The organism is Flavobacterium panacagri (assembly GCF_030378165.1).
Lineage (GTDB): Bacteria > Bacteroidota > Bacteroidia > Flavobacteriales > Flavobacteriaceae > Flavobacterium > Flavobacterium panacagri.
The window spans coordinates 2,056,149-2,077,991 of sequence record NZ_CP119766.1; the positions used below are offsets into that span (position 1 = coordinate 2,056,149).

Sequence of the window (21,843 nt, forward strand, 5' to 3'; positions counted from 1 at the left end):
TTAACTTATTAAGAGTTCAAAATGTATTCTAAATTGGCTTCGATTTCATCATTAATATAGCTTTCTTCTAAAAGCGAGTCGGACAACAGTTTTTTGTTTTCCTGCAGTTTGATGATTTTTTCTTCAACTGTATTTTTAGAAATAAATCGAACCACATTTACTTTGTTCAATTGTCCAATTCTATGTGCTCGTCCAACTCCTTGTTTCTCTGCAAAAGGATTCCACCATGGGTCTAAAAATAAAACGTAAGAAGCTTTGGTGATATTTAAACCAACGCCTCCCGCTTTCAGCGAAATGAAAAATAATAATGGTTCTTCTTTTTCCTGAAATACTTTTACCTGTTGTTCTCTTTTATTGGCTGGAGTTTCTCCCGTGATTTCACAATATTGGATTTTGTTTTGCTTGCACCAGTCGGTGTAAAATCCAAGATTGGTTACAAACGAACTGAAAATAATAACCTTTTGTTTTTCGTGGACTAAAGTTTCCAGATAATTGGTAACCGCAATATATTTTCCGGAATCAATTTCAGATTCCTGATCAACCATTTTCGGATGGTTACTCAATTGTCTTAATTTCATCAACGTATTAATAATGCTGATTTTATCCGGACTTGAGCCATCGGTTTTTAGTAAAAAGTTACGGGCTTTGGATTTTTCTTTTTCGTATAATTTTTCCTGTTCAGGATCCATTTCACAGTAGTAAATCTGTTCTGATAATTCAGGTAAATCTTTTAAAACCTGTTCTTTGGTTCGTCGCAAAATATAAGGTTGGACAAGAGTTTTTAATTCTGATAAAATAGTTTCGTCCTGTCTTTTTTCAATTGGAGTTTTAAAATTATCCATGAAAAACTTATAATTTCCTAAAATATCAGGATTTATAAACTGCATCTGCGACCATAAATCGTCAAGCGAATTTTCGATCGGCGTACCGCTCAAAGCAATTTTATGAGCTGTGCTAATCTTGTTGATTGCTTTAAAAATCTTAGAATCTTTATTTTTAATGTATTGACTTTCGTCTAAAATCAGATAACGGAAATCATATTTTTCTAAAACAGCAATATCACGATGAACAATGCTGTAACTCGTAAAAATCAAATCTGTTGTGGCTAATCTGCCGGCTAATTGTTTTCGATCATTCCCGACATATTGCATTTTTGAAAAATGCGGAGTGAATTTCAAAGATTCATTATACCAGTTAAAAACTAATGAAGATGGTAAAACAATCAGTGTTTTTAGCGGTTCTCTTTCGATTGTAGTTTCATTTGAAAACAGATCAAAATTCGTTGTTTTTGTAGTGAAACCTAATTGTTCCTGAACAGCAACCAAAACTGCCAAAGTCTGCAACGTTTTTCCAAGCCCCATGTCATCGGCTAAACAAGCGCCTAAATTGGAGTTGAAATGCCCTAAAAGCCACTGTACACCTTCAATTTGATACGGTCTTAAAGTTGCTTTTAATAAATCAGAAGCTTTGTATTCGGCTTTGGTAGTGATGTCATCTTTGATTTCCGGAATGGCATCCAAAGCGGTAAAATTGCTCTTACGCAAAAGAAGATTTCCTCCTTCTGTTTTGGCTAGTTTGGCAAGTGAACTGTATTTGCTAAACCACTCCAGCGGAATTAAAAAGTAGTTTCCGTCAGGCAATTGAAAAAGCCTTTCTTTGCTTTTTATGTTTGGAATAATTTCGCTGAAATTGATTTTATACGTTCCAATCGTAATGATAATTTTAATATCAAACCAATCTCCGGCTGTTTCTTTTGAAGCTGAAACAATATGATTTTCGGTAATAATTTCTTTGCTTTCGGCTTTCAGATTTTCAATGGTAAAGCCTAAACTTTCCAGTTCTTCTTTATGGTCAATAATGAATTGAATATTGATGTAAGGATCTGGATTTTCAGTTTCTGAATCAAGTCCGTAAAATTCATTTTTGATTATGGTCAAGCCAAGTTCGGCCAACTTATCGGTATAAAAAGCCTCTTCAGAACTTCTTTTAAATTGAATTATTTTAGGCTGGTTGGCAATGCTGAAATCAACAAACGAATGTGTTTTTTTTGTTTTGGAAGCGTCAAATGTATAACCATCATAATCAAAATAAAGATTAAGATAGTAACAGTTTTTAAAGAAATCATGAACCGGCTGAATTGTACAGGAAATAATTTTATCCCGACTTTCGACTTCAAAACCTGTTGATTCAATGTCGATTTTCTTTGCTATTTCAGGAATAAAACTTTTGAAATAATCATCGACTAATTTTGATGGAATTTCAATTGATTTTTTCTTTAAAAAAGGCATCAATTTTTTAGCGTTAAGCGCTGTTAACTGACCCAGTTTTTTATTAATAATTAACCATCCTGGCTCGTCTAAAAGAATATCAGCTTTTTTATCCATAGGTAAAAAGGCAGTTTCGTTTTCTTTTAAAGAAAGAGTATAGGTAATTCCTTCGTCGTGTTTGTCAAATTGAATCTGAGGTTCAAAATAAAGCGGACTCACATCAACTCTGGAACGATAAAAATCTTTTTCAGGCCCAAGGTTTAATGACAACGGAAATTGCTCTTTTACAATTAAATCATAAAATGAACCCAAATGAAATTTTAAATGCTGACGAATTGCAAAATCAATTTTGGAATCTTTCTGCAAATCGGCAATAGTCTTAGCCGATTTGATTTTGGCACTGAATTTTTTGAAAATAAATTCAGGTTTTAAAGATTCGCAGGCGGTCAGTATTTTTTTTGAATTAGAATCCAGATTATCGTAAACAATCCCGAAGCTTTGCATTACGCCAGGACTTGCTTTTTTATCCAGATATTTAATTTCATCAGAATTCTCAACAATGTAGGTGGTTGGAATATAAGTATTTAGATTTTTTTCTAAACTAATGTCAAAGCAAAATTGAAATGATTTTGTAGGTTCCAAGATTTTAGGGATTTGGTTAGGCTTGTATTTTGGGAATAGGGCAAAAAAAGAAAGAGTTTTCAAAATAGAAATAATTTGAAAACTCTTTTAAATGAACTTATATCACTTATATGGTGAAAAAATTAGTTTTCAGGTTTAAAGCAAAGCGGAATAATTTCTCCTTTTGCTAAACAATATTTTTCAACCAATTCTGGTGCTATTTTATTAGTATAATCTTCTTCAATTACGATAAAACCAATGCTTCTTAATTTGTCGAAATAATCGCGTCCGTAAATACGAACGTGATCGTATTGGCCAAAAATTCTAGCACGCTCTTTCTGGTCTGTAATCGAATCATCTGCAAATGTAACTTCGCGATTTAAATCCTGAGGAATTTGAAGAATCGCCATTCCGCCTGGTTTTAAAACACGGAATAATTCCTGCATTGCTTTTGTATCATCCGGAATATGTTCTAAAACGTGATTGCATAAAATCACATCATATTCGTTGTCTTTAAAAGGCAAATTACAAATGTCCGCTTTTACATCTGCCAAAGGCGAAAACAAATCAGTTGTTGTGTAATCCAGATTTTTCTGTTTTCGGAAAAGTTTGTAAAAAGCTTGCTCTGGTGCAAAATGCAATACTTTTTTTGGAGCTGTAAAAAAATCAGTTTGGTCATTTAAATACAACCAAAGTAAACGGTGTCTTTCTAATGAAAGTGTACTTGGCGAAAGCACATTATTACGTTGTTTTCCGTATCCGTAAGGTAGAAAAGATTTGAAGCTTCTTCCGTCAATAGGATCAGTAAATTTATCTCCTCTTAAAGAAAAAGCCAAAATAGGACGCGCCACATAACTCAAACGAATTAATAATGGTCTTGGAATGGTATTTAGAACTAATTTGAAAAGTTTCTTCATGGGGCTATTTCAAAATATTTTTTGTTTTCCTGCAAGGTTTTCAAAACCTTGTAGGTATTTAAGTTTGAAAAAAGACACCTACAAGATTTTTGAAAACCTTGCAGGAGTTCGAATTTTTTTTAAGTTTTTGAATCTCGGCTATAACTATAACACTAACGGCACTTTTCTAAATTCATCTTCTTCATTACTCTCAATTCCAAGAGCTTTATAGATGTATTGGAAAGTCGATAATAATTCTGGTTTTCCATCAATTAACGCTACATCGTGCTCGAAATGCGCACTTGGTTTTCCGTCAGCAGTTAGGATTGTCCAGCCGTCTTTTAGTTGTTTGATGTTTCTTGTACCCATGTTGATCATAGGTTCAATCGCCACAACCATTCCTTCTACAAAAAGTTTTCCGCGACCGCGTTTTCCGTAGTTTGGCATTTCTGGTTCTTCGTGCATTTTTTGCCCAACACCGTGTCCAACCAACTCACGAACTACTCCGTAACCGTGAGCTTCTGTATATTTCTGAATCGCATTTCCAACATCTTCAACACGATTACCAGCTTTAAATTCTCTGATTCCAACATAAAGGGATTCTTTGGTCACTCTTAAAAGTTTTTTTACTTCCGGAGCAACTTCACCAATTTCAAAACTATACGCGTGATCTCCATGAAAACCATTTTTAAAAGCACCGCAGTCTACTGAAATAACATCCCCATTTTTAAGCGGAACATTATTAGGAATACCGTGAACAACCTGAGCATTTGGACTCATACAAAGCGAATTCGGGAAATCATACAGACCAAGAAAACTTGGTACAGCACCGTGATCACGAATAAATTCTTCAGCTAATTTGTCAAGATATAATGTAGTCACTCCTTCTTTAATTTCAGAAGCAATCATTCCTAATGTTTTTGATACGATTAAAGCACTTTCGCGCATCAATTCGATTTCCTCTCTGGTTTTTTGGATGATCATATTTTTTCAGATTTTCAGTTGGCAAAAGTACAATTTTTAATTAATTTTTTTTGAGTTATTTTTTTCTGCCACGAATTCACGAATTATCTCAAAACAAAACTTTTAAAAATGCAGATTGCACGAATTAATGAATTAATTTTTAAATAAAATTCGTGAATTCGTGGCTATTTAAAGACAAAGAATGAAGAACGGTCTCAGAAAAAAGCCCTAAATTAGTAGTAAAAACGTATGTAATTATGGAAACTGTTACAGATCAGGATATAGAAAAAGCTAAGGCTTTAAAGAAAATGAAGCGATTTGCTTTGTCGCTTTTGGGAATTGCAGTCTTGCTTTTTATCATAGCAATTTATTTTAAAATTCCGATGCTTCAGGCTTTTAGTGAAGCCGCAATGGTAGGTGGAATTGCCGATTGGTTTGCGGTTGTGGCGTTGTTTCGCCATCCGTTGGGAATTCCGATTTGGCATACGGCTATTATTCCGACTAAGAAAAATGAAATAGGGGAGAATCTTGGAAATTTTGTTTCAGAAGAATTTCTGAATCGGGAGAAGCTAGAAATTAAACTCGACGAATTCAATTTTGCAACCAAAGCTTCTGATTGGCTTTCGCAGGAAGAAAATGCAGATAAAATTGCCAATGTTGTTGCAGTAAATATCATTCCGGGGATTTTAAGAACCATTAAAGATGAGGATGTCAAAAGATTTATTCAGGTTCAGTTTAAGGAAAAAATGGAAGGAATAAATTTTGGAAATTGGGTTGCCGTTGCTTTAGAACCTCTTCAAAAGGGAGATTTAAAAAATCAGATGCTGACGAATCTTTTGGAAGTAATGAGTGCTGAATTAACCAATAACAAAGATTTAATTAGGCAGAAAGTAAAAGCTTCCACGCCACTTTTAAGTTTTGGTTTAGCCGATAAAAGTATTACCGAAGGTGTTTTTAATGGTTTACAGGATTTTTTAAATGAAGCCAAAAAGCCTGAAAGTGCAGTTCGTTTAAAGATTGATGAATATATTTTTGACTTTTTAGAGAAAGTAAAAAACTCAGAAGAAATGAGAGTTAAAATCAACGATATGATTTTAGGTTTCGTAGGAAAAAAAGAAGTTCAGGATTACATCAATGGAATTTGGGACGAAATCAAACTTTCAATCACAAATGATTTGGATAAAGGAGAGGAATCTTCTATCAAAAATAGTATTTCGAGTTTAATTCAAACCTTTGGAAACGGAATCAAAGAAGATCCAGTAATGATTGATAAAATCAATAATTTCATTAAAAACGATCTGCTTTCGGTTCTATTAAATAATAAAAAGGTAATTGGAGATTTGATTTCGTCAACTGTAAAATCTTGGGATGGAAAAGAGGTTTCTGAAAAACTGGAACTTGAAATAGGAAAAGATCTTCAATATATTAGAATCAACGGAACTTTGGTTGGAGGGATTATTGGATTAATTATTTATGGTGTAGAACAGTTGTATCATTTATTTTTATAATAAGATATTCGTAATTTTTGTCATTTCAGTCGAAATGACAAAAAACAGGTATAAAAAAAGAGGCAAATTTTAAAAACTTACCTCTTTTTTATGAAGAAAAATATTTTCTATAATAATGAATGACAAGTCATCGCATTTGGCTGTTGTACACCCATTAATTCTAAAATTGTTGGAGCAATATCACCTAAAACACCATCTTGGATACTTTTCAGTTGTTTATCAACCAAAATGATCGGCACTGGGTTTGTTGTATGTGCTGTATTTGGAGAACCGTCAGGATTAATCATCGTTTCGCAGTTTCCGTGATCTGCAATTACGATTGTGGTATAATCATTTGCAAGAGCGGCTTCGATTACTTTTTTAGCGCAAGCGTCAACTGCTTCACAAGCTTTAATAGCTGCTTCCATAATTCCAGTATGTCCCACCATATCTCCGTTTGCGAAGTTTAAACAAACGAAATCAACTTCACCTTTGTTTAATTCAGGAACAAGAGCATCTGCCAATTCGTAAGCACTCATTTCTGGTTTTAAATCGTAAGTGGCAACTTTAGGAGAATTTCTTAAGATTCTTTCTTCGCCTTCAAAAGGAGTTTCTCTACCACCAGAAAAGAAGAAAGTTACGTGAGGATATTTCTCAGTCTCCGCAATTCTGATTTGTTTTTTACCTGCTTTTTCTAAAACCTCACCAAGAGTTTCAGTGATATTATCTTTATTGTAAACTACTTTTACATTTTGGTATGTTTCATCGTAGTTGGTCAATGTTACATAATACAGGTTTAGTTTATGCATATTTTGTTCGTGGAAATCCTGTTGCGAAAGCGCTTCAGTAAGTTCACGTCCTCTGTCTGTTCTAAAGTTAAAGAAGATTACAACATCACCTTCAACAATAGTTGCAAGAGGTTTTGCATTTGCATCAACCATCACAACTGGTTCGATAAATTCGTCTGTAACTTCTTTTTCATAGCTTGACAAAACACTTGAAACGGGATTAGTTGATGGAGTTCCAACGCCGTTTACAACTAAGTCATAAGCTAATTTTACACGTTCCCATCTTTTATCACGATCCATTGCATAGTAACGACCAATGATAGAAGCAATTTTTACAGGAGTATCTTTAATATAATCTTCAAGATCATGAATGTATTTTGCTCCAGATTTTGGATCAACGTCACGTCCGTCTGTAAAAGCGTGAATGTAAACCTGGTCTAAACCATATTGTTGAGAAGCATCGATTAGACCGCGAAGGTGTGAAGTATGTGAGTGAACACCACCATCTGAAACTAATCCTAAAAAGTGTACTTTTTTATTGTTTTCTTTAGCATAAGTAAAGGCGTCAATCAAAACTTGTTCTTTTGCTAAAGTTTTATGTTCTACAGCTAAATTAATTTTGGCTAAATCCTGGTATACAATTCTTCCAGCACCAAGGTTCATGTGTCCAACCTCGCTGTTTCCCATTTGTCCTTCAGGTAAACCAACATTTAATCCGTCAGTTCTAAGCTGTGCGCTTGGGTAGTTTTTGTAAAGACTGTTTATAAAAGGAACATTTGCATTGTCTATTGCAGATACTTTAGGGTCAGGAGATTTTCCCCAACCATCTAAAATCATAAGGATAACTTTTTTGTTCATTATATTTTTGTTTTCTACAAAGATAAGTCATTTCTAAACTTTGAAGAGAAAGCATAACGACATTTATATTTAATAAAATGAACTCAGATAAAAAATATTAAATTAATTATAGAAGTCTTTATTTTTTAAAATTAATTCACGCTAAGCTCTCTTTCTGACTTTATTTTTGACAGCATTATAGTCAATAAAATATTTTACGCTTATAGAAAAAATGTGTTTTAAAGCATCATTATTGAGAAGTCCGGAAACATTGTGTCTAAAATCTTTATCGATAATTCGCTCAAAATTAGAAGCATTATTTCGATACAAAGCCGAAAGCTGACTTCCAGGCGCAAACCACCATGAAAAAGATAAATCGGTATTCCAGGAATAAAAGCTTGAATTTTTGTTCGTGGTATATTGTGGATAAGGATCTAAATCGCCGTTTGGTTCTAAAATTAAAATATCTTTATTATCCGCATAAGACCAATATTGACGAACTGCAAGATTAATTGTAATAGCGCTGTTTACAGCATATTTTCCGCCTAAAGTATTAGAATATGTAATAACATTTCGGTTGGCAAAGATGATTTGGTTAGGTGTGTTTTCATTATTGTCATCATCGATTTGGTCAATATAACCTTTGTTATTGTTTTTTCTGATATAACTAAAGAAATAAGTAAATAATAATTTATCGCTGAAACGGTATCTTGGGCCAATATCAAAGCCATAAGTGATTCTTTCCGATTCGTCAAAAACATTAAAAGTTCCGTTTAAATCGATGGCAAATTTATGGTTGTAGTTGGTGGAAATGCTTCCCCAAGTTTCTATTCTTCTAGGAATTCCAACATATCTTCCTTCAGCTCTCGGCTCGTAATAATCGTAAATTTCAAGCGGATAAAAAGTAATTCCGGTTCCGTAATAATTGTTTTTTACAGTAGTTAAATTAAGATTAGCATTGATGCTGTTATCCTGTAGTTTTCCGGATTCTTTATTGAATTCGGTATACATATTATAATTGATTCTGAAAGTGTTGAATTTTTTAGTTGGGTTTAAAATCCTGTAATTGGCATTTCCATAAAAATTATAATAATTGGTGTAAAAGTTTATTCCAAGGTCATTCGGGTCATAATCTTTGCTGACATAATCGGTGCCAAAACTATAGCGATAATTACCGCTCGTTTCTGCAAAACCTACTGTAGAATAAACACCGTTTTTGTCTTCAATATCATTTATATGACTGTATTTTACATTTCCAAACAAACTATAAGTGTTGGCTTTTGTATTTAAATTCCAAGCCAAACCTGTAACATTTGCGTCTCTAAAATGACCATTTCGGGTTACGTTTGTATTAATAAAGGTTACAGAGGAATTTTTGCGAAAGCGCTGATCTAAAACCAATACATTATAATTAGTTAAAGGTTCTACAACTTCACGTCTAGTTTCTCCTGTAATAGTATCTTTTATAGTAGCAAAAGTTTTTTCGGTAACGGCATTTAAGACTCCTATTCCCAATCCATTTTTAGTTCTTCCTGAAACTTTAAGCGCGTTTACAAGGTTTACACTTGCTGGAAATTCAGTTACCTCTTCATTTTCATTAAGTTCAGGTTTTGTTGATGGTATGCCGCCAATTCTTCTGGAGTAAAAGATGTTTCCTTTGCTGAATAAATCTGTTCCTTCAGTAAAAAAGGCTCTGTTTTCATTGAATTGCTGTTCAAACGGGCCTAGATTTAAAATTTGATCGTCGTATTTTGTCTGCCCAAAATCAGGAATTAAAATCGCATCGACAGTAAAAGCGTCATTAATTCCGTATTTAATATCCATGCCACCTTTCATGGTTCCGTACGTTTTTTGTCCGTCTGCCGCATTCAAATAATAAGAGGCGTAAGGCATAAAAAACAATCGAGTAGGAGGTTTAATGTTTTCAATTCCTTCCAAAGTTCCAGCCTGTTGCGTAAAAGTGCCTATTTTTCTATCTACAAAATTCCAAGTATACTTAAAACGGTCTCTTTTTATATCTCTGAAAAAGTTGATTCCCCAAGTTTGTTTGTTTTCTGCTGAAAAACGCAAAGCAGAATAAGGTATTTTAATTTCGACTACCCATCCGTTTTCTTTTATAGAAGCTTTACTGATCCAAACGGCATCCCAGGAATAATCTTCACCATTTGCATCGGTCATTATACAATCGCCCTGTACATCTGCTGCTGAAACATAAAACATAAAGTCTTGTTGTCCGTCATTAAAGCCATTTATAAAAACGCCAAAAAGGTCTGCTGTTCCGAAGTTGTCTCGTTGCGAAATTTCTTTTAAAATTTTAGAAGGTTCATTATCATACATCATAGCGCCAATATAAATGGCGTCATTATCATATAGTATTTTAACTTCTGTTTTCTTTTCGTGGGGTATAGGTTTTCCGTTGTCTGGCTCCAGCATCACAAAATCTGATGCAATCGATGCATTTTCCCAAGCCGGTTCATTCAGGTTTCCGTCAACAGAAATATATTGTGAAGTTACCTGAGCCTTAAGTGCTTTTTTTTGGCTGTAACTACACAAAGCAGCAAATAGAAAACAAAATAGAAATGTTTTTTTCATCGATTTTTGACCCGAAATAGTGGAAACTCTTTTAATTTAGAAAGAATAGACTACATTTTCTTTCACTTGTTACAGTTTTTGTTTCAAGATTTCCACTTTTTTGATGTTTTTTTAAGAAAATCAGCTAAAATGTTATGTTTTTTAGCATAAGAAAAAATCTTACAGAAATAACATTTTTATGTTAATTATGTTAAAGTTTAAACAAAAAAGGCCTGAAAATCAGGGTTGTATTTTGCAAGGAATGAATTTTTTATACTTTTGCCTTACCCAAATTTTTGTTTAACCTAAAGAAATTCAATGATTTACAAAATTTATCCGCTATTTGTGTTTTTGCTATTGTCTTTTGGAAAAGATTCAAAAAACACTACAGATCTTAAAAAGAACGCTACTGTAAAATCGATTGCTAAAGTTGAAAAAGTAACAGTTGATTCCAAAATTGAAAGCGTTTACAATGCCCTAAATTCAAACAATTTTAAAATGCCAGAATTTAAAACTTTTACGGAAGCTTTAAAGGGATTTTATTTGTTGAAAGAAAAAGGAGTTATTAAGAAGAACATTTTGACTCTTATTGATTTCAGTTTATCATCAAACACAAAACGTTTGTGGGTGATTGATTTAACAACCAACACTATTTTGTTTAATTCTCTTGTGGCGCATGGAAGAAATACAGGAGAAGAATTTGCTACGGCATTTTCAAATCTGAATTCTTCATTTAAAAGCAGTTTAGGTTTTTATGCTACAGGCGAAATCTATCAAGGAAAACATGGTGCTTCATTACGTTTAGATGGATTAGAAGATGGTGTAAATGACAATGCACGTCAAAGAGGTGTTGTAATGCATGGTGCAGATTATGTTTCTGAGTCTTTTATCAGAGATCATAAAAGATTAGGCAGAAGCCAAGGCTGTCCTGCAGTTCCAGTTGAATTAACTGATGAGATTATCGAAGTAATAAAAGATAAATCGTGTTTATATATTTATCATCCATCAAGAAGTTTCTCAATGGAGGAAAAGCTAATTTCTTAATTTAGCATATAAATCCGAATCTAAATTATAAATATCAGCTCTGAACAGGAGCTGATTTTTTTTGCTCCAAGCAGTCCAATACCATTGATACAAAGAGTATTTTTTTGTGATTTTGAAACTCATCGTCTTTTTAGATGCAATAATAGTGTCGATTCTGTCTTGAGGCCAGTTTCCATCAACATCCAATATATGCTGCGCTAATTCAAGCGGATTTTCAACACGAACACATCCTGAACTCATCGAGCGATTATTACGTCCAAAAATATTACGATGATTAGTGTCATGAAGGTAAACGCTATGATGGTTTGGAAATAAGATTTTCATAAGTCCTAATGAATTAGAATATCCAGGGCTTTGTACATAACGGTAATTATTGGGTTTGTTTTCGTTCCAAGCAATTGGATCAACAACATTTCCCGAAGTATCATAAATAGTGATGTTTTTCTTAGCCAGATAATTTCGGTTTCGTTTCATTGCGGGAACAACATCTTCTTTTAAAATTGTTGGTGGAACTGTCCAAGTCGGATTAAAAACAACGGTTTTCAAAAAAGAAGTAATCACAGGAGTTCTCCTTTTGCTGGTTCCAACCACAACATTTCGAACCAAAGTAGTGTCTTGGCTTTCAACAACATTTAGACTATAATCTGGAATGTTTATAATGAAATAGTTTTCGGCTAATTCGCTTGTATACCATCTCCATCGCTCTAAATTGGCTATAATCTGCTCTTTTCTTTTTTCCTTTGAAAAATTTAAAGCTTTAATTGTTCCAACACCGATAACTCCATCAGAAGCAAGTCCGTGTCTCTCCTGAAACCTTTTCACGGCTTCAAAAGTTTTTTGGTTGTATATCTTTGTAAGGCTATCTTTTCCTGATAGATCATTCCAATACAAAAGTCTTTTCTTGATATTTATTAAAGCTGAATTCGTATCATTTAAAACTATTTTCTCTACACCTTCAATACTATTTATGTTATCATCTGGAAAGGTATTGATAATCTCTAGGGCTTTTAATAATTGCTTATAAGTTTGTGTTTTTGGCTGAATGTTGTCAACAATACTGTCTAATTTGTCTTTGTTGAACGCTTTAATCAAAACATTATTTACATCAAATGTTTTTTCTTCCAAGTCCCAATTGTTATAAAGTTTTTTAGGATCTAGCTTTCCTTTATATAAGTGACTTAGATATTTTTCAAAATTATAGGTCAGTAATATGTCATAAGTGGCTAAATCTTTATCGCTCAGCTTGCTGATTTTACTTTCGAATTTCTTCAATTGAGAAGCTTTATAGTCTTCAGGATTTAAACCCAATTTATCTGAATTTTCTAATTGAGCTAAAACGTATTTTCTTTTTGCAAGATTTCCCCAAACTGTTTGGTTTTCTGAAGCGATATAAAATTGTTTCAGCGTCTCGCTTTTAAAAGTGCCAATTGCGGCAGTATCTATTTCAACTTTCCTTTCGTCAGTAAGTATGATTGCTGGCACCGGTTTTTTGATGACAGGAGTAGGTTTTGGAGTTTCTTTTTTGCAACTCACAAAAATGCATATTACTGCTAAAGAGTAAAGTTTCTTCATAATTATAATCTTTTAAACATCAAATAATGTTCGCCAACGTCTTTAATATCAAAAGCATCACCTTGGGGCTGGTAATTCATTTTTTGATAAAAGCCAACAGCTGCTGTTCTGGCATTAAACCAAATCAAATCGACTTTGTTTTCATTGCAGTAGGTTTCACAATGTTTGACCAAAGCTTCTCCAAATCCTTTTTTCTGGTGGGTTTCTAAAACTGCCATTCCTCGAATTTGTGCTTGATTTCGCTCGGCAAATATAGGATTGATTTTTTTGAATAACGAAATAATTCCTATTAAATTTTCATTATCAAATAACCCGTAATGATGCGTCGTTTCTAGATCATCTCCATCAAAGATGCAGCTCTCTATTGGTTTTCCTTTTCTTAAAACAGGTTGACGAACGGCATAAGTTTCTTTGGATGGGATTTCTTTAATTGTAATCATGATTTTTTTTAAAAATAGCGAATTTATAACTTTTTAATTTTAAATTAGTTATAAAAAAATGTTGTTTTTTATTGATTTTTTTTGCCCAAAAGCTTGTTTTGAACTGAACTTTCTTTTTATATTTGCACCACCAATGCGAAAGTAGCTCAGTTGGTAGAGCTCCAGCCTTCCAAGCTGGTTGTCGCGAGTTCGAGCCTCGTCTTTCGCTCTAAGAAATCTAAATAAATAAGTTTTGATTTCTTTGTCAAAAATAAATATTTTTTGATTTTTATTTTTTAATAATAAAAAATTATTTATATTTGCACCCTGTTAATGCGAAAGTAGCTCAGTTGGTAGAGCTCCAGCCTTCCAAGCTGGTTGTCGCGAGTTCGAGCCTCGTCTTTCGCTCTTCAAAAGCCTCAAACATTGTTTGAGGCTTTTTTGTTTTTATTCTTTTTTGAACCATATAAGTTATGTAAGTAATTAAAGTTTTGGGTTTGAACTTTGTTTTTAAATGAGCTTATATAACTTATATGGTTTAAAAATTAATTCAGATTGCTTAAATCAGTTTCTGGTTCTAACTCTTGAGCTTCTTGATTTTGTTTAAATAATCTTGCAGATAAGTCTCCTTTTAAAGTGATTTTGTCTCCTTTTACGTCCAGCCAGCTTCCTTCTCTTAATCCTAAAACTGGAATGGCATTGAATGCATGAAATTCTTTAATTCTTGTTTCGCGCGTTTCTCCCATATATTTGGATTGTAAATCGGCATCTAGATAATGCGGATTTAAGTTAAAAGGAATTAATCCTAATGTCTGGAAACTTGGAGGGTAAATTATAGGCATGTCGTTTGTGGTCTGCATTGATAAACCACAGATGTTACTTCCTGCGCTTGATCCTAAATAAGGAGTTCCGTTTTTTACTGTTTCAGAAAGTAATTGCATAACGTTGTTTTTGTAAAGCTGTGTAACCAATAAAAAAGTGTTACCTCCGCCGGTAAAAATTCCTTCTGCATTTTTTATGGCATCTTGCGGATTTTCAAATTCATGAATTCCTTTTACTTCTATGTTGATTGATGAAAAAGCTTCTTTTGCTTTTTGTGTATATTCATCATGTGATATGCCACTTGGACGTGCATAAGGAATAAATAATATGGTTTTACAGTTCTTAAAATGCGATTTTAAAGTTGGTAAAAGATATTCTAGATATTTTCCTCCGTGCAAGGTAGAGGTGCTTGCAATAATAATGCTTTTCATGATTTTTTGACTCAAAATTTGTTCGATAAAGGTATTAAAAACTCTTTCTTGGCATATTTTTTTAAGATTTTAATTAACATATTTTTACCAACTCATTAGTATTAAATTTGGATGAGATTAAGATATTTTTACCGTTTTAAGAATATTTTTAATTTATTTCATTTTGTTTCAGAAAATCACTTGTTTTTTAGTTGTTATTGCGGGTCAAGCTTGTTTAGCTCAAACCCAGGATCGTTCTGTTTTAAATGGTAAGATTGTATCGAGTGTTTCAAACGCCGATGGGGTTTATGTTATCAATGCTCAGACAGAAGAAACGGTAACTTCAGATGCCTCCGGATCATTTTCAATTATGGCTAAAGCAGACGATGTGCTCGTTTTTTCTTCGGTAACTTTTAAAGAAAAAAGAATTATGGTGAAACAAGAGGATTTTTCAAATATTAATTTTACAGTTACGCTTAATATGGTGATGTATCAATTGCAAGAAGTTGTGATAAAAAGATATGATAATATTAATGCTGAAAGTCTCGGGATAATTCCTGAAGGTCAGAAAAAATATACTGCCGCCGAAAGAAAATTAAGAACAGCAACAGCATTAGATGCTACGGCAAATGGAGGAGGAATGGTTGGTGGATCAATCTCTGCAGACCCTTTACTGAATTTTTTCTCAGGAAGAACGGCAATGCTGAAAAAAGAAGCTGTGGTAGAGAAAAAAGAGTTCTTTATGAAGCTTTTGGAGAATATGTTTAGTTTAGAGCATTTTATTGAGCGATTGAAAATTCCAGCAGAATATGTAAAAGGCTTTGAGTATTATGCTGTGGATAATGATAAGTTTACGGCAGTTTTAAATTCTAAAAATAAAACTTCCACAGAATTTCTTTTAGGAGAATTGGCTGTGAAGTATAAAGAAATAATTTCGAGTGAAAACAAATAAAACCATATCAGCTGCTTTTTTTCTGTTTTTTGTTCAAAGTAGTATTGGGCAGACAGAAATGAAGCCACTATATGGTAAAATAACTGCTCTTTCGGACGTCGTTGAAGGAGTGAATATTGTTAATAATGATACTCAGGCAACTGCTGTTTCAGATGCCGATGGTAATTTTTCGATACCTGTCAAAGAAGGGCAGATTTTGGTTTTTTCTTCTGTCAATTTACAAACCATTAAACGACGAATTAGTGCTGATGATTTGAAATCTTCAGAAAAATTTGTAGTAGGAATGATTCCAAAAGAAGTGGTATTGAATGAGGTAATTGTGAATGAAAAGACTAATATCACCGCTGAAAATTTAGGAATTGTTCCGCATGGTCAAAAAAAGTTTACGCAGGCCGAAAGACAATTGGCAACGGCAGGAGATTTTAAGCCAATTATGTTACTGGGGCTTTTAGGTGGTTCTATGCAACTTGATCCTTTGATAAATAAAATAAACGGCAGGACAAAACGGCTGAAAGCGAATGTTGAAATAGAAAAAAAAGAAAAGAATTTTGCGAAATTGAGTTATTTGTTTGATGAGGGTCATTTTATTCAAAAATTAAAAATACCAGAACAAAATATAAACGAATTTAAATTGTTTGCGGTGGAAGACGAGCGTTTTTGTGCTGTAATGAATTCTAAAAATAAAACATCCACTGAATTTCTTTTAGGAGAACTGGCTGTGAAGTATAAAGAAATAATTTCGAGTGAGAATAAGTAAAAATATATTAATTGTCCTGTTTGTCTTTTTTGTTCAGTTTGGTTTTGGGCAAAAAGGAAATTCGAAGGAGTTGCTTGGAAGAGTAATGGAACAATCCACTCCAGTTGAAGGGGTGAATATTATCAATAATACAACTCAAGTGGCGACAGTTTCAGGTGCTGATGGAAATTTTTCAATTGCAGTGAGAGAAGGAGAAGTTTTGGTTTTTTCTGCGGTAAACTTAGAGCCACTTAAACGAAGAATTACTGTAGAAGATTTAAGTTCTAGTTTGTTAGTTGTGAAAATGACGGCAAAAGAAGTTGAATTGAAAGAAGTAATTGTAAATGAAAATGCCAATATTACGGCAGAAAATCTTGGGATTATCCCATACGGACAAAAAAAATACACACCAGCAGAACGAAAGGTTTATACTGCAACTTCAACTTCAGTAGATAAGCTTTTGAATGCAATGTCTGGGAGAACGGCTATGTTGAAAAAAGAGGTTAAAGTAGAAGAAAAAGAAGCACTTTTTAGAAAACTAGAATACGTTTTTGATGAGAATTATTATACAGATAGATTGAAAATACCTGTGGATTATATAAAAGGATTTCAATTATTTTGTATAGAAGATACTGAATTTGCTGTATCTTTGAATACTAAAAACAAAACAATGAGTATGTTTTTAATCACAGATCTAGCAAGAAAATATCTAACAATTCTCGAAAATGAAAAATAAATTAGGAGTACTCGTTGTCTGCTTATTTTGTCAATTTGTATTAGGACAAAACGGTTTCAGGAAACCATTACACGGTCAGGTTGTCAATGATTTTTTAACCATAGAAAGTGGTTATGTAATGAATATTAATGCAAATGTTCGGACATTTATTGGTGCTGGCGGTTTGTTTGATATTATGGCGCAGCCAAAAGATACTTTGCTGTTCTCCGGTCTGACATTTCAATCGAAAAAAATCGTTTTAACGGAAAAAGACTGTGCGGAGATTCTTTTTAAAGCAAAATTGGATTTAGTCAACAATCAACTGAAAGAAGTTGTCGTTCATAAAGAATTAAAAGTAAAATCATTGCAGGGCGGTTCTCAAAAAATTGTAGATATGCAGTTTGAAGGGGATAATCTTTCTACGCCAGAAAATAAAGCAATGCTTTCAGATCAAACCATAAAATATGGAACTGATTTTGTTCGAATCTTTAAAGATGTCAAAAAACTTTTGAGCAAAAAAGATGAAGTTAAAGAAGAAGAAATTACAGATATTGCTTTTGTGGAATATGCTAAAGATAATTTCACAAAAGACTTCTATAACAAAACACTCGGGCTTAAAGATGATGAAATTGAGTTGTTTTTAATGTATTGTTCAAATGACCCGCATTCAAGAGAATTTGTTAATCCAGACCAAAAATTTCAATTAATGGACTTTATGGTGAACAAGAATAAAGAGTTTAAGAAAGCTGTAGCTTCTAAAAAATGAAAAATAAATTAGTTTACTGTTTTCTGGCAGTCTTATTTGTATTGTCTTCATCATTCGCATTTCATAAGTTTTATGTGGGTGTTTTTCAGGTAAATTATGCTGCTGAAAAAAAGATGTTGCAAATTACTTCCCGCATTTTTATTGATGATTTGAATAATGCAATGGAAAAGAAGTATCATAAAAAAACTTTCGTTGGTACAAGTAAAGAAAGACCGGAAGATGTAGAATTATTAAAAAAATATCTATCAGAACATTTTTCTATCAAAGTGAACGGACAATCCAAAACAATAGTTTTTTTGTCTAAAGAAGTGGAAGCAGATGATGTTTTGGTTTGTTATTCCAGAATTCAAAATGTAGATAAATTTAAAACACTGGAAATTGCAAATACTATTTTGGTAGATTGGAACTCAGAACAGCAAAACATTACACATATTACAGCATTTGACACGAAAAAGAGTATTCTCTTTACAGAATCTTCAAGGAAAGAAGTGTTAAAGTATTAAATAGGGGGTTAAATTATGGTTTTAATTGCTATTTTCACACCCTGATAAATTACCATTCGATTTTTATGAAAAAAATTTCATTATTATTGCTTTTTCCAGCAATGTTGATTGCGCAGGAAAAAGCAACAACCACACCTACAAGACAGCAGGGTAAATACGATACAAATAAGTTCAGTCAAATGTATGATTTGCTGGCGACTCCAAATATGTTTCGTACTGCTTCTGGAGCTCCAGGGCCAGCATATTATCAACAACAGGCAGATTATAAAATCGATGTTGAATTAGATGATAAAAATTCTAAATTAACAGGATCTGAAGTAATTACGTATTCTAATAATTCACCAGATAGTTTAGAATATCTTTGGATTCAGTTGGATCAAAATCAAGCAAGGGCAAATGGACAAACTTCATTGGCTGAAGGCGAAAAAATCAATCAGGTTTTGCCACTTGAAGGTTTTTCTTCTAAATATTTGAAAAAAGATTTGGAGCGTGGTTTTAATATTGAGCAGGTAAAAGATGCTAAAGGAAATCCAATGTCTTATACAATCAACGAAACGATGATGCGTATCAACTTGGCTTCTCCATTAAAACCTGGTGAAAAAATTTCTTTTTCTATAAAATGGTGGTACAATATCAATAATTACAGAAAAGAAGGCGGACGTTCTGGATATGAACTATTTGAAAAAGATGGCAACAAACTATATGTTATTGCTCAGTTTTATCCAAGAATGGCAGTTTATAATGATGTTGAAGGCTGGCAGAATATGCAGTTTTGGGGAAGTGGAGAGTTTGCTCTTCCTTTCGGAAACTTTGATGTAAATATTACCGTTCCTGCAGATCACGTAATTGATGCTACAGGAGAATTAGTGAATAGAAATGAAGTATTCACTGCTGAGCAGGTTAAACGTTACGAGGAAGCTCAAAAATCATTTGATAAACCAGTGGTTATTGTAACTCAAGCTGAAGCAGAAGCGGCTGAAAAAGGTTTTTCTGAAAAGAAAAAAACTTGGAAATTCAGTGCTAAAAATGTTCGTGATTTCGGAATTGCTTCTTCAAGAAAATTCATTTACGATGCAATGGCAGTGAAAATTGGAAACAGAACTGTAATGGCAGAATCTGTTTATCCAAAAGAATCTAATCCACTTTGGGGAGAAACTTCAACAATGGTTGTAGCGCATACTTTAAAAAGCTATTCTTCTCATACGTTTGATTATCCTTATCCAAAAGCGGTTTCAGTTTCGGCTGAAGATCAAGGAATGGAATATCCAATGATTTGCTGGAATTATGGTCGTCCAGACGAAAATGGCGTAACCAGCAGAGAAGTTAAAAACGGAATGATTGGAGTTATTATCCACGAAGTAGGACATACTTTCTTTCCAATGATTGTAAACTCAGATGAGCGTCAATGGACTTGGATGGATGAAGGGTTAAATTCATTCTTGGAATATTTAGCGGAACAAGAATTAGATCCCAATTTCCCATCAAGAAGAGGGCCAGCAAAAAATATTGTTCCTTATATGAGCGGTGATCAAAAGTTCTTAGAGCCAATTATGTCTAATTCTGAAACAATTCACCAATTTGGAAATAACGCATACGGAAAACCAGCTACAGGTCTTAATATTTTGAGAGAAGTGGTTATGGGAAGAGAATTGTTTGATTATGCTTTTAAAACGTATGCAAACAGATGGAAATTCAAACATCCGACACCAGAAGATTTTTTTAGAACAATGGAAGATGCTTCTGCAGTAGACTTAGACTGGTTTTGGAGAGGATGGTTCTATTCAACTGATTTTGTAGATATCGGAATTAAAGATGTAAAACAATATTACGTTTCAGACACTCCAACAGCAGATCTTAAAGATGTAAAAGTGAGAAAAGGACGTTTTGGTTATGAAAAAGGGCCTTTTGTTTACTTAGTTGCAGGAGATAATGCAGAGGTAAATCAATCTAAGAAAAAAGCTTTAAAAATTGAAGATTTCAAACCTTTAGCAGATTATGTAGATCAGACTTTTACAGCTGAAGAAAAAGCAAGCATCAAATCGCCTAAATATTTCTATGAGGTAGAATTTAATAAACCAGGCGGAATGATTATGCCAATTTTAGTTGAGATTACATACGAAGACGGTTCTAAAGATAATTACCAATATCCAGCACAAATTTGGAGAAAAAGTAATGAAACAGCTAAAAAAGTATACGCTACAACTAAAGCAATCAAGAGCATTCAAATCGATCCAAAATTGTTAACAGCAGATATCGATGTAACCAATAACTCTTGGCCAAAAGTAGAGACTAAGTCAAAATTTGATTAAAAAGAAATAAAACAATATTAAAAAGTTCATTAGGCTGGAAAGCTTGATGAACTTTTTTCTTTTTAAGAAATGAATTTTAAAGGACTTTTTAAGTTAATTTTAAAACTCTGAGCTGCAAAATTTAATATCTTTGCGAAACAAAAATAAAAGTTATGTTTGGTATAGGAGGAGGAGAGTTAGTTTTTATACTGTTTATAGTACTAATGCTTTTTGGTTCAGATAAAGTGCCGGAAATCGCTCGTACAATGGGTAAAGCTATGGCTCAGTTAAAAAATGCAACTAATGATATTAAAAGCGAAATTCAAAAAGGAGCCGAGGCTAACGGTCTTGATTCTAAATCTTTGAATGATATCACTGGAAATATCAATGCAGAAATCAACAATGCAAAATCAAATCTTCTTGGAGATACAGGAAACTTGTTGGGAGATACAGCGACTGAAATTGACAAAGTAAAAGAAGATATTGATTCTCTTTCCGGACCTATTAAACGCCAACGATAATGCTTGAAAAAATACAGGAATTAGACAAAGATCTTTTAATATTTCTTAATGGATTAGGTTCTGAAACTTACGATAAACTTTGGTTGATCATTACCAATCAGTTGTATTGGACGCCATTTTTCTTATTTCTATTCTATCTTATTTATAAAAAAATAGGAGGAAAACAAACCTTGTATTTATTGCTTTTTATAGCTATTCTGATCTTATTTACAGATCAGACTTGTAATTTGTTTAAACATACTTTTAAGCGTTTGCGCCCATGTAATGAACCAGATTTAGCTTCAGTTATTCGTATAGTACAAGTTAGAAAATCTTTTAGCTTTTTCTCTGGACACGCAGCTAATACGATGGCTGTTGCAACATTCTTATTTTTGGTTTTAAAACGTTACTTCAAATATTTAGGATTCTTGTTCTTATGGCCGTTAATTTTTGCTTACAGCCGTATTTATTTAGGATTGCATTATCCGGGTGATATTCTAGCAGGATATTTCTTTGGAGCTGTTTTCGGTTTCTTAATCTATTTAGTTTACAAAAAGCTTAAACCACAATATTTTCCAGGATAGTTTTTTTTTAAGATGCTAAGGTTCTGAGTTGCTCAGATTCTAAGTTTTTTTAGAATGGTTTTCTGTAGAGACATTATAATAAATAGCCTCCAGTTTTGACTG

The 21,843-nt window shown here is 33.0% G+C and carries 18 protein-coding genes and 2 tRNA genes; 12 read left to right on the forward strand and 8 right to left on the reverse strand.

Annotated elements, in window-relative coordinates:
• Positions 1-8: 8 nt before the first annotated feature.
• From P2W65_RS09280 to map, 3 genes are all read right to left on the reverse strand, one after another.
• Complete coding sequence (locus tag P2W65_RS09280) at positions 9-2,909, reverse strand: DEAD/DEAH box helicase (RefSeq protein WP_289665083.1); 2,901 nt, start codon at positions 2,907-2,909, stop codon at positions 9-11.
• Between the two features lie 122 nt (positions 2,910-3,031).
• Positions 3,032-3,805, reverse strand: coding sequence for a class I SAM-dependent methyltransferase (locus P2W65_RS09285; protein ID WP_057117668.1), 774 nt, complete (start codon positions 3,803-3,805; stop codon positions 3,032-3,034).
• 144 nt (positions 3,806-3,949) lie between these two features.
• Positions 3,950-4,768, reverse strand: coding sequence for a type I methionyl aminopeptidase (gene map / locus P2W65_RS09290; protein WP_289665088.1), 819 nt, complete (start codon positions 4,766-4,768; stop codon positions 3,950-3,952).
• A gap of 236 nt (positions 4,769-5,004) precedes the next feature.
• Between map and P2W65_RS09295 the strand changes: the two genes are divergently transcribed.
• Entirely contained in the window at positions 5,005-6,255 is a 1,251-nt protein-coding gene (locus P2W65_RS09295) for a DUF445 domain-containing protein (protein WP_289665090.1), read from the forward strand.
• Between the two features lie 107 nt (positions 6,256-6,362).
• Here the strand turns inward: P2W65_RS09295 and gpmI are convergent, their stop codons facing one another.
• Both gpmI and P2W65_RS09305 read right to left on the reverse strand, forming a co-directional pair.
• Complete coding sequence (gene gpmI, locus P2W65_RS09300) at positions 6,363-7,880, reverse strand: 2,3-bisphosphoglycerate-independent phosphoglycerate mutase (RefSeq protein ID WP_289665091.1); 1,518 nt, start codon at positions 7,878-7,880, stop codon at positions 6,363-6,365.
• 141 nt (positions 7,881-8,021) lie between these two features.
• Positions 8,022-10,451, reverse strand: coding sequence for a DUF5916 domain-containing protein (locus tag P2W65_RS09305; RefSeq protein WP_289665092.1), 2,430 nt, complete (start codon positions 10,449-10,451; stop codon positions 8,022-8,024).
• A gap of 297 nt (positions 10,452-10,748) precedes the next feature.
• Here P2W65_RS09305 and P2W65_RS09310 point away from each other — a divergent pair, with 297 nt between their 5' ends.
• Positions 10,749-11,474 (forward strand): murein L,D-transpeptidase catalytic domain family protein, encoded by a 726-nt coding sequence (locus tag P2W65_RS09310; protein ID WP_179001432.1) that lies wholly within the window; start codon positions 10,749-10,751, stop codon positions 11,472-11,474.
• Here P2W65_RS09310 and P2W65_RS09315 read toward each other — a convergent pair.
• Together P2W65_RS09315 and P2W65_RS09320 are read right to left on the reverse strand one after the other, a co-directional pair.
• Positions 11,463-13,046 (reverse strand): L,D-transpeptidase family protein, encoded by a 1,584-nt coding sequence (locus tag P2W65_RS09315; RefSeq protein WP_179001430.1) that lies wholly within the window; start codon positions 13,044-13,046, stop codon positions 11,463-11,465. The genes P2W65_RS09310 and P2W65_RS09315 overlap by 12 nt on opposite strands.
• Before the next feature lie 2 nt (positions 13,047-13,048).
• Positions 13,049-13,486, reverse strand: a complete 438-nt coding sequence (locus P2W65_RS09320) for a GNAT family N-acetyltransferase (RefSeq protein WP_289665095.1) — start codon at positions 13,484-13,486, stop codon at positions 13,049-13,051.
• A gap of 135 nt (positions 13,487-13,621) precedes the next feature.
• Between P2W65_RS09320 and P2W65_RS09325 the strand changes: the two genes are divergently transcribed.
• Positions 13,622-13,694, forward strand: a tRNA-Gly gene (locus P2W65_RS09325).
• Between the two features lie 106 nt (positions 13,695-13,800).
• A tRNA-Gly gene (locus P2W65_RS09330) sits at positions 13,801-13,873 on the forward strand.
• Between the two features lie 137 nt (positions 13,874-14,010).
• Here the strand turns inward: P2W65_RS09330 and pepE are convergent.
• A complete protein-coding gene (pepE, locus tag P2W65_RS09335) occupies positions 14,011-14,718 on the reverse strand; it encodes a dipeptidase PepE (RefSeq protein WP_289665096.1) in 708 nt (235 codons plus the stop codon).
• A 163-nt stretch (positions 14,719-14,881) separates the two neighbouring features.
• On the opposite strand from pepE, the gene P2W65_RS09340 reads away from it, so the two are divergent.
• The 8 genes from P2W65_RS09340 (at position 14,882) to P2W65_RS09375 (ending at position 21,741) form a co-directional block, all read left to right on the forward strand.
• Positions 14,882-15,649: a hypothetical protein gene (locus tag P2W65_RS09340; RefSeq protein ID WP_289665098.1), complete on the forward strand. Its 768-nt coding sequence runs from the start codon at positions 14,882-14,884 to the stop codon at positions 15,647-15,649.
• The gene (locus tag P2W65_RS09345) at positions 15,636-16,406 is read left to right on the forward strand and encodes a carboxypeptidase-like regulatory domain-containing protein (protein WP_289665099.1); all 771 of its coding nucleotides are present in this window, start codon (positions 15,636-15,638) and stop codon (positions 16,404-16,406) included. Before P2W65_RS09340 ends, P2W65_RS09345 begins: the two co-directional genes overlap by 14 nt.
• Positions 16,393-17,121 (forward strand): carboxypeptidase-like regulatory domain-containing protein, encoded by a 729-nt coding sequence (locus P2W65_RS09350; protein WP_289665101.1) that lies wholly within the window; start codon positions 16,393-16,395, stop codon positions 17,119-17,121. Before P2W65_RS09345 ends, P2W65_RS09350 begins: the two co-directional genes overlap by 14 nt.
• The gene (gene bamP / locus P2W65_RS09355; RefSeq protein WP_289665102.1) at positions 17,111-17,866 is read left to right on the forward strand and encodes a BamP family beta-barrel-assembly machinery protein; all 756 of its coding nucleotides are present in this window, start codon (positions 17,111-17,113) and stop codon (positions 17,864-17,866) included. Before P2W65_RS09350 ends, bamP begins: the two co-directional genes overlap by 11 nt.
• Entirely contained in the window at positions 17,863-18,369 is a 507-nt protein-coding gene (locus tag P2W65_RS09360; protein WP_289665103.1) for a DUF6702 family protein, read from the forward strand. Before bamP ends, P2W65_RS09360 begins: the two co-directional genes overlap by 4 nt.
• Positions 18,370-18,434: 65 nt before the next feature.
• On the forward strand, positions 18,435-20,678 hold the full coding sequence (locus tag P2W65_RS09365) for a M1 family metallopeptidase (RefSeq protein WP_289665104.1): 2,244 nt from the start codon (positions 18,435-18,437) through the stop codon (positions 20,676-20,678).
• Between the two features lie 152 nt (positions 20,679-20,830).
• A complete protein-coding gene (locus P2W65_RS09370) occupies positions 20,831-21,178 on the forward strand; it encodes a Sec-independent protein translocase subunit TatA/TatB (protein ID WP_179001416.1) in 348 nt (115 codons plus the stop codon).
• Complete coding sequence (locus P2W65_RS09375; protein ID WP_289665106.1) at positions 21,178-21,741, forward strand: phosphatase PAP2 family protein; 564 nt, start codon at positions 21,178-21,180, stop codon at positions 21,739-21,741. Before P2W65_RS09370 ends, P2W65_RS09375 begins: the two co-directional genes overlap by 1 nt.
• The last annotated feature ends 102 nt before the right edge of the window (positions 21,742-21,843 follow it).